The 9349-nt window shown below is 37.6% G+C and carries 8 protein-coding genes and 1 pseudogene; 2 read left to right on the top strand and 7 right to left on the bottom strand.

Features of this window, described 5'->3' with window-relative positions; all coding sequences use genetic code 11:
- The 5 genes from AC1DND_RS20535 to cmk all read right to left on the bottom strand — a co-directional run.
- Positions 1-900 (bottom strand): SH3 domain-containing protein (locus AC1DND_RS20535; RefSeq protein WP_477584468.1); only part of this gene is annotated, 900 nt, incomplete at its 3' end.
- 190 nt (positions 901-1090) lie between these two features.
- A complete protein-coding gene (locus AC1DND_RS20530) occupies positions 1091-1855 on the bottom strand; it encodes a hypothetical protein (RefSeq protein ID WP_477584467.1) in 765 nt (254 codons plus the stop codon).
- The gene (locus AC1DND_RS20525; protein WP_477584465.1) at positions 1795-2424 is read right to left on the bottom strand and encodes a TPM domain-containing protein; all 630 of its coding nucleotides are present in this window, start codon (positions 2422-2424) and stop codon (positions 1795-1797) included. Before AC1DND_RS20525 ends, AC1DND_RS20530 begins: the two co-directional genes overlap by 61 nt.
- Before the next feature lie 59 nt (positions 2425-2483).
- Positions 2484-3314, bottom strand: a complete 831-nt coding sequence (locus tag AC1DND_RS20520; RefSeq protein ID WP_477584464.1) for a 3-keto-disaccharide hydrolase — start codon at positions 3312-3314, stop codon at positions 2484-2486.
- A gap of 306 nt (positions 3315-3620) precedes the next feature.
- Positions 3621-4301 (bottom strand): (d)CMP kinase, encoded by a 681-nt coding sequence (gene cmk, locus AC1DND_RS20515; RefSeq protein WP_477584462.1) that lies wholly within the window; start codon positions 4299-4301, stop codon positions 3621-3623.
- A gap of 130 nt (positions 4302-4431) precedes the next feature.
- Between cmk and AC1DND_RS20510 the strand changes: the two genes are divergently transcribed.
- Entirely contained in the window at positions 4432-4830 is a 399-nt protein-coding gene (locus AC1DND_RS20510) for a ferritin (RefSeq protein ID WP_477584460.1), read from the top strand.
- A 40-nt stretch (positions 4831-4870) separates the two neighbouring features.
- A pseudogene (locus AC1DND_RS20505) lies at positions 4871-5173 on the top strand (alternative ribosome rescue aminoacyl-tRNA hydrolase ArfB); the annotation flags it as partial.
- Positions 5174-5646: 473 nt separating this feature from the next.
- Here the strand turns inward: AC1DND_RS20505 and AC1DND_RS20500 are convergent.
- Complete coding sequence (locus tag AC1DND_RS20500; RefSeq protein WP_477584458.1) at positions 5647-6597, bottom strand: lipid A deacylase LpxR family protein; 951 nt, start codon at positions 6595-6597, stop codon at positions 5647-5649.
- Positions 6598-6680: 83 nt separating this feature from the next.
- Complete coding sequence (gene lon, locus AC1DND_RS20495) at positions 6681-9152, bottom strand: endopeptidase La (RefSeq protein WP_477584456.1); 2472 nt, start codon at positions 9150-9152, stop codon at positions 6681-6683.
- Positions 9153-9349: the final 197 nt, after the last annotated feature.

Genomic DNA, 9349 nt, shown 5'->3' with positions numbered 1-9349 from the left:
GTTCTGCTGATCGTAAAGTTTGATCATATCCCCCTCAATAACGTATTTCGAGGTGAAAATAGAATCAGTATAGGCATCGGTAACGGTTACCGAATCTTTCGATTTAAAATTGAAGGTTTTATACTGTATATCTTCGTTGCTTGCAAAAGTACCTGTTATCACTTTTGCCTGTATAAAAGTAATGTAGCAGAAATACCCGGTTACCAGAATTACGATTACCGAAAAACCGATCAAARATTTATTGCCGCTGGCATATTTGATCGAAAAGTATAAAATGGTAATCAGTATTAAGGCTACAACTGCAAAAAAGATAATGTTCGTATAATCTTTGTTTTCTTGGGGTACCGATGCCACAATGCTTGTTTTTTCGGCTGCTGCTTTTACAGGAGAAATCCTGACCAAAAACTCTTTACTCACCCATCCCTCACCATTGGTAACCTTGATTTTGTAAAAGCTAGTATTTGATGAATCGATCACGGCAACATTTTCATCTTTAGGCAGGTATCCCACAATTTTGCTTTTCGGGTCAGCTTGTTGCCTTACGCGTAAATCGTCTGCAGTTACCCGATACATGTCGGCGCTTGCCGTTTGAGGGGTAGCGGCGGGCTGTGCAGTATTTGGCTGAGGAGTTGATGGTTTAGCAGCAGGAGCAATTTTTTCGATGAAATCTTTGCTTACCCAGCCTTCGCGGTTTTTAAACTTTACTTTGTAAAACTTGGCATTTTTCGCATCTAAAACCGTAATGTTTTCATTTTGAGCAATATTTCCAATCACCTTGCTTTTCGGATCGCTGCTTTCCCTTACACGCAATTTGTCTGCCTTAACGCGATACGTTTCTTGTGCGTTTAAACGGTTAGTGAAAATAAAAAGAGCGATGAGGAGGAAGAAAATTCTAGTCATAAGTATTGAATTCTGCGAAACAGTTTTAATGGGTAATTGCCAACACGCTATAAGCAAACACCGTGCTAAGTGTTTCAAAATTAGAAAATACTTTTAATAGGTGAGGATAAGATTGAAAAAAGGTACTTCTCCTTTCCTTAAAATCTTCTTTCAGCAAAGTTAAAGCATCTTATAAAACAGATAAGCGAAACTACCAGCTTCCACCAGTACCACCACCGCTGCTGCTACCACCGCCCCAGCTACTGCTTGATGATGAAGAAGATGAGCTGCTGCTTGATGAAGAGGAACTTGATGACGAACTCGATTCGACCAATATGGCCAATGTGATCCACTTTATAAATTCTGTTTTTTTACAAAAGCTACATTCGTTTATCAGCTTMGCCTGCCCTTCGTGACTATAAGTGGCTTGTTTAACTGTAACACGTTCATTCAGTTTGTATGTCCTAAAAGCGCATTCTGGGCATTCTATATAACTGTTGTGTTTTTCAGCTGGCCATGCCTTAATAATATGTTCTTTATGGTCTGTGCTTTCCCAGATATCATAATCATAAGCTAGAACAACTTCTTCTTTACGTTGCCCTGCAGTTAAAAAGGGTTCCCCTTCTATGTTGATATCGCGATCTACTCGGGTCATCGGGTTGTTTTTACTATCCAAAACTGGCTTGAAACGATCAATCGTTTTAACGCGCTTAATAAGGTGGAGTATAATTGCAATTAAAATTATAGGAGAGAAAAGAACTAACCACCAGTTCTTTTTGTGGAAAGCCACAACGGCATCAAAGAAATTTTTGTCGTCCTGGTGGGCTTTTCTTAATGCCGACAAATAGAAAAGGTAACGAAAGAAAAGCAATATGGCCAGGATAGAAAAAAGAATGTAAGGGATATGTGCTAATTTTATCTTTTCGAACAGCTCAAAAGCACCAGTAAAAACAAAAATAAAAATAGAAACAAACACAAGTTGCTTTCGTGTTGGGTGAAAAACTGATTGAGCTCTGATTTATTTTCAGGATTTAAAATAATTACACCAATGGCATTAATGGTATTCGTTATCCCGGTGCTAAAATCATTTTGCCTGAAAGCTGGTAGGAGGTTCTGTTCGGCAATATGTTTAAGCTTTACATCTGGCAATACACCTTCAATTCCCGTTCCGGTAATGAACCGGTACTTTCGCCGATCTTTTGAGATAAATAACAATAAGCCATTATTGCTGGTTTTTGAACCAATTCCCCAGGTGTTAAAAAGCTCAAATGCAAAATCGAAATCTTCTTTATCATGGTCGAAATCGTTAACAATCACCACTGCTACCTGAACATTGGTTTCATGTTCAAACTGGGCAATGGTATTATTTAAACCCGAAACCGCACTACTTCCCAAAATGCCGTCAGGATCACTTACATAGCCTCCCCCATTGTTTTTTGGGTCGGGTATGTCTTTTACTTTGTAAGCAGTTTGCCCAAAAGTAATATTGGCAACTAAAAGAAAAAATAGTAGGGCAATGGGTTTAAACAAATGGGTATTAAGCATTGTATAATTTAGGTGCGAGGTTTTTACATCATGATTTAACAACTAGGTAGCAATATGGTTTACTCTTTTAATATTTTAGCCAATACCTTATCCAGTTTTGCTTTATCTTTCATGTACGCTTCCAAATCGTAAAGTTGCACGGTTTTAAATTCTATCGGGTGGCTTTCGCTCTGTAATGAAATATAACCTGATGTTAATGCTTTGCCGTCTATTTTAACTTTCGGGTCGAAATTAGAAACACTGCCACCACCAATTTGAGGTTTAGTGTATTCTAAAACCACTTCGCCTGCTATAATATGTTTTACAACCGAATCACCTAAAACTAAAAATTCTGCAGTTACCCATTGGTCGCCAGCATAGGTTTTCGATTTAGAATCTAAACAGTGCGGGGTAAACAACTTGCCGTTATAATTGATGAGCGTTCCTGGGGTACATACATTGCTGGTGTGGCGTTCATGTTCACCATCACCACCCAGGATCTGGCCTTCAATCGAAATCGGGAAATCCTGGTTTTTTAGCATTGTTGCCGGATCCTGGCAATGTAACATGGCACCACTATTTCTGGTTGCCCAGCCTTCACCACCTTTAGCCTGATCGCCAACAAAGCGGTAGGTTACTTTTAAAAGATAGGCTGAAAAAGGTTTTTTGTAGAAAATATGTCCGTATTGTTGGTCAAATTCTTTGTATCCATCATAACTCACTTTCATTACTCCATTTTCTACACTAAAAGTATTGGCATAATTTTCTTTATAGTCGTGTTTGGCGATTTTAATGTTCCAATCTTTTAAATCTTTTCCATTAAAGAGATTGATCCAGCCTTTCTGGGCATTGGCGTTGAGGATAGTAAGCGATAAAAATAATACCGCAAGATAAATTGATTTTAATTTCATAGTAACATTTGGGTTGGATGCTAAAAATATGAAATTTTTTTTGAAGTCAAAGGTCAATAGCCGGATAGTTCATGGTTGATAGTCTGGTAGCCCATAGCTTGGAACCAGTTAACCGATAGCAATTAACCTTAGAGATACGTCATTTCGACTGGAGCACCGCGGAATGGAGAAATCTATTTAGTCTAAAATCCCTAGTCTTAAGACGATTAACTAAGCTATGTATTTGGGATGCAGCGATAGACATCAGTTAACCGATTTAAACAATTAACCATTGACCAATGAACTCATGGCTAGTGAACCGATGAACTAATGAGCCAAAAACGGTTGCACTCTTTCCAATGCAAAGTCTAATTGTTCTTCCTGTGTAAGATCGGTATTATCTAAAATAATGGCATCATCAGCCCTAACCAACGGACTTTCCTTACGGGTGGTATCGGCATAATCGCGATGGGCGAGGTTTTCAAAAACCTCTTCCAGGGTAGTTTTGTTATTGCCTTTGCTCTCCAGTTCCTTAAATCTGCGTTCAGCCCTGATTTTCGGATCGGCCGTCATAAAAAATTTCACAGGGGCATCAGGGAAAACGGTAGTGCCAATATCACGGCCATCCATCACGATGTTTTTCGATTTACCCATGCGCTGCTGTTGCTTCACCATTTCATGACGCACAATTTTATGTGCCGAAACCTCGCTTACATTTTCAGAAACAGGCATTAAGCGGATTTCATCAGAAACCTCTTCACCATTAAGGGTAATATGGGATTCGTAATCGCGGGAGTGGAAATTCAGTTCGATGTGCTGTAAAGCATCAACAACTTTAGCATCATCAGTAATATCGATGTTATTTCTTAAGAAGTATAGCGTAACGGCACGGTACATCGCTCCGCTATCTACATAAATAAAACCTAATTTTTTAGCCAGTGCTTTTGCTAAAGTACTTTTTCCGCAAGATGAGTAGCCATCTATTGCTATTACCAGGTTTTTCTTCATCGTAGCGCAAAGGTAAAAAATAGAAATAGAATGCTGAATTTTTTTAAAGGTATAAAGATAGATTCTAAACAAGATAATGCTAAAACATTGATTTGCTGGATGTGTTTAATTATAAAATAAATACACGATTATGTCGTTATCTGAAAGAATGTTGGCGGCGCTGAATAACCAGGTTAAACTGGAAGCCGAATCGTCGCAAGTTTATCTGGGAATTGCTTCATGGTTAGAAACCCAGCCAGGTTTAGAAGGTTATACCGAATTTTTCTACCGTCAGAGTGAAGAAGAACGTCATCATATGCTTAAGCTGATTCATTATATCAATGATCGTGATGGGCATGCGATGATTACTGCTCTTGAAATGCCCAAAAATTCTTTCGGACAGGTAATAGAGGTATTTCAGGATTTTCTGGATAATGAATTGTTGGTGTCAAAAAGCATTAACGATTTGGTAGAACTTTCGCTGAATGAGAAAGATTATCTCACATTTAAATTTTTGCAATGGTATTTAGACTTCCAGAAGTGGGGGTAAGGGTGGACAAAATGTAAATAAAGTTTCGAGTAAGGTAGAGTTAATTTTCGACCTGGAAACAGCTTTTTATTTGGACGAAGATGAAAAGACACGCTTAAAAGAAAAACTGGAAAATCGACTAGATTCTGAAGGACTGTTACATATTGTTTCGCAAGAGGATAGGAGCCAGCTACTCAATAAAGAGAAAACAGTTGCCAAATTGATTGAGTTGTTAAAGCGATCGTTACACGTTCAGAAAAAGCGAAAAGCAACTAAAATACCTAAAGCAGTTATTCAAAAAAGATTAAAGAATAAGGCCTCTACAGCTGAAAAGAAAAGAAATCGGAAAGTAACTGATTTTTAATGCTTTTATTCAAAAAAGATTAAAGAATAAGGCCTCTACAGCTGAAAAGAAAAGAAATCGGAAAGTAACTGATTTTTAATGCTTTTATTATTAATCTGAGTTCGATTAATAATATGTCTTTAATAATCTTCTGTAGATGTTAGTTCTTAGAGCCGTCACCCTGACCTGTAGCGCAGCGAAAAGCTACGAAGTAAATTTATTTCATGGTCTTTTCAATCATAAATATCCATACTCTCATCCTAGCGTCCCGCTACGACTTAACCATACCCTTACTTAATTCAAATAAAAAAGGTCTTAGCGAGACGCTAAGACCAGATAAGAATTTATTTCAAGGTCTATATAACAAGAGAGATGCTGACCACATAGTAGCTATAAGACAATTGAAAATGCTACTTCTACTTGTAAAATAAATTCAGCATGACGATCGTTTTGGGCAATGAACTAGCTAACAATATTAACAATCAAACAATTACCTAACTCTTCCCAAACCGATAATACAAACTCAAACCACCGTAATTCTGTGCTTTAGCCACACTTTTAACTTCTTTGGTTTTAAAAATGATATTGAAATCGGCAGTAAATCTTTTTGAACTATAATTTACACCAAACTGTTGCTCAAAAACAATCGGTTTTACCCCAAAAGTTAATGGACTGTTGTCATTAAAAAGACTTCCCTGTATAGTGGCATCGTAGGCAACAAAGTTTAGCTGTGGCTTTACGTAAAAGAAAAATTCCGAGCTGTTTAAGCTTTTGGTTTTTGAATTTCCGATCACCGCGTTGTGATAAGCACTGTTGAACAATTGATTTAGTTTACCGGCCCTAAAAAGCACCGATGCGCCCAAACCCGAAAAAGTTGTTCCTAAGTTGGCATAACCCTGAGCACTAATATCCACAATGGGATCTTCCGGTCTAAAAAGTAACTTGCTATAATTTGCGGCAAGGTTTATGGCCAGTTCATTTTTAATCTGGTAATCCCAACCTGCAGGGGTATAAAAACCTACGGTTTTATGTAGGAAACGTTGTGCTGTTTGGGCAAGCGAGTTAGGACCAACCGTTCCCAATTCTACACTGGTTTTTAAAACGCTCTCATTTTTATAGAAAACAGAATATGCACCACCTACATAAAGATAACCTGCAAAAGGCCTGTCCTGATCTTCCTTGTTAGGAACTTGGCCCCAATAAGGCGTATACATTTTTTGTCCGGCAGAAATTTCATAGGTCTTTTTCTCTATTTTATCTGAAAGCTTTTCGGTATTAATGGCATGGCGGAAGTAGATAAATAATCCGTTGGTATAGTACCGATCGTTTAAAGTAGCCAAATAAGCATCGTTTTCGGTTTTAAAACCGAATTCGTTTTTAAAGGATTGGGCGAAACTGGTTGAAACAACCAAACAAAAAACTATGGTGAATAAAAATGATCTCATAAAAAAGCCCAGGCAATTTACCTAGGCTATAAAAGTATTTATTGTAATTGGATTTTTGATTGTTAATCCAAAAGAATTAGCAATTAGTTTACAATCGGTGCAATTTTAACACTTAAATCTAAAGGTTTTTTAACCTTGTTTTTGGTTAAAGCCAACTCAATTACTTCACTCATTTCGGTTACATAATGGAATTTTAAATCCTTGATGTAACTTTCTTTAATCTCTAAAATATCCTTACGGTTGCTTTTGCAAAGGATAATTTCTTTAATGTTTGCTCTTTTTGCAGCTAGGATCTTTTCTTTGATACCACCAACCGGAAGTACTTTTCCCCGTAAAGTAATCTCACCAGTCATAGCTAAATGCTGTTTTACCTTACGTTGTGTAAATGCCGACGTTAGGGCGGTAAGCATCGTTACCCCGGCCGAAGGTCCGTCTTTTGGTGTAGCACCTGCAGGCACGTGAACGTGAACATCCCAGTTGTCAAATAAACTGTAGTCTATATCAAATTCGGCTGCGTGGGCACGTAAATACGCTAACGCGATAACCGCCGATTCTTTCATTACATCGCCAAGGTTACCTGTTAAGGTTAATTTTCCTTTTCCTGGGCTTAAACTCGATTCGATGAATAAAATATCGCCCCCTACGCTTGTCCAGGCTAAACCTGTTACTACTCCAGCCACCTCATTGCCTTCGTATAAGTCTTTATCATAAATTGGGGCACCTAAAATGCGCTCTACATCATCATTGTTTAAATTTGAATCGTAGGTTTCTTCCATCGCAATTTTGGTGGCCACACCACGTACCAAAGAACCTATTTTTTTCTCCAAACCACGTACGCCTGATTCTCTGGTATAATCTTCAATTACTTTTTCGATCAGTGGAGTTTTTAGGTTAATATCCTTGGTTTGTAAACCATGGTTTTCTTTCTGTTTAGGCAACAGGTATTTTTTAGCGATTTCTATTTTCTCTTCAATCGTATATCCATTTACTTCAATAATCTCCATACGATCTAACAAAGCAGGTTGAATGGTGCTTAAAGAGTTTGCTGTTGCAATAAACAGGATGTTGGATAAATCGTAATCCATTTCTACATAATGATCGTAGAAGGCGCTGTTTTGTTCAGGGTCTAATACTTCAAGCAAGGCTGATGATGGATCGCCGCGATGGTCGGTTCCTACTTTATCAATCTCATCCAAAACAAAAACAGGATTATCTGCCCCCGCTTTTTTAATAGACGAAATAATACGGCCTGGCATTGCACCTATGTAAGTTTTACGGTGGCCACGGATTTCTGCTTCATCGCGGATACCGCCTAAAGCCATACGTACATACTTACGGCCTAGCGCTTTCGCAATAGATTTTCCTAAAGATGTTTTACCAACTCCCGGAGGGCCAACCAAACATAAGATTGGCGCTTTCATATTACGCTTTAATTTTAAAACGGCTAAGTATTCTATAATGCGTTGCTTAACTTTTTCTAAACCAAAGTGATCTTTATCTAAGATACGTTGTGCTCTTTTTAGGTCGAAATTATCTTTCGTAAACTCGCTCCAGGGTAAATCTAAAAGAAGTTCCAAATAATTTAACTGAACAGAGTAATCCGGTGCAGCAGGGTTCATTCTACCCAACTTATCTAGCTCTTTATCAAAATGTTCAGCAACTGCTTTTGCCCATTTTTTCTTCTTGGCTTTTTCTTGTAAAGCATCGAATTCTAAATCGGCAGAGCTGCCTCCCAACTCTTCCTGAATGGTTTTTAGCTGTTGATTTAAAAAATAATCACGTTGTTGCTTGTCTAAATCGGTACGTACTTTCGATTGGATCTGATTTCTCAGCTCCAGCATCTGCAATTCGACCATTAAAAGCTCCATTACCTTTTGCGCTCTTTCCTGCAATTTATCCATTTCAAGGATTTTTTGCTTATCGGCCATTTCGGCATTCATATTTGATGAAATGAAATTGATCAAAAATGAATTGCTCTCGATGTTTTTAAGTGCAATACTGGCTTCACTTGGAATATTTGGTGATAGCTGGATAATCTGAGCAKACATTTCGCGGATAGAAGCGATTAATGTTTTAAACTCTTTATCTGCTTTGTGCTTTTGTTCTTCGAATTTTTTAACAACGGCTTTAATGTAAGGTTCGTTCTGCACCTCTTCAATTAAGCTGAAACGTTGTTTACCCTGGATAATTACTGTAGTATTTCCATCAGGCATCTGCAACAGCTTTATGATGTTTGCAACCGTGCCAACCGTGTTAAGCTGCTCAAAAGTAGGGTCTTCAATGGAAACGTCTTTTTGAGAAACAACCCCAATAATTTTATTTCCTTTGTACGCTTCCTTAATTAACTTAATTGATTTATCTCTTCCAACTGTAATAGGAATAACTACTCCTGGAAATAAAACTGTGTTTCGCAAAGGCAATATGGCCAACGTTTCGGGCGTTTCCTCATTATTCATTTCCTCTTCGTCTTGTTGAGACATTAAGGGAAAAAATTCGGTATCCTCGTTTATGATTGGCATTGCTGTATGGAAATCAAATATATCTTGTTTACTCATTATCACATTTTCCGCTAACGACAAACTGGCAGTTTAATCGTATTCACTTTGTTTAATTTTGGTATTAAGTTAATAAATTCAACTCTTGTGCCAAAGTGAAAATAATATTAATCTTATGTTAAAAAGGCAGCGTAATATAAATATTTTTGCCAATATCATATAAAGCATATTTTAGCGTTTAAGCTAGTGTTTAGGGT

This window comes from Pedobacter sp. 01N416, assembly GCF_056399685.1.
The sequence above is the reverse complement of the archived record's forward strand: the minus strand, read 5'-3'. Positions and strand labels throughout refer to the sequence as shown.

Coding starts and splice junctions, on each gene's coding strand:
- AC1DND_RS20525 (WP_477584465.1), bottom strand. CDS start 2,424: ATGCTTAATACCCATTTGTTTAAACCCATTGCCCTACTATTTTTTCTT.
- AC1DND_RS20520 (WP_477584464.1), bottom strand. CDS start 3,314: ATGAAATTAAAATCAATTTATCTTGCGGTATTATTTTTATCGCTTACT.
- cmk (WP_477584462.1), bottom strand. CDS start 4,301: ATGAAGAAAAACCTGGTAATAGCAATAGATGGCTACTCATCTTGCGGA.
- AC1DND_RS20510 (WP_477584460.1), top strand. CDS start 4,432: ATGTCGTTATCTGAAAGAATGTTGGCGGCGCTGAATAACCAGGTTAAA.
- AC1DND_RS20500 (WP_477584458.1), bottom strand. CDS start 6,597: ATGAGATCATTTTTATTCACCATAGTTTTTTGTTTGGTTGTTTCAACC.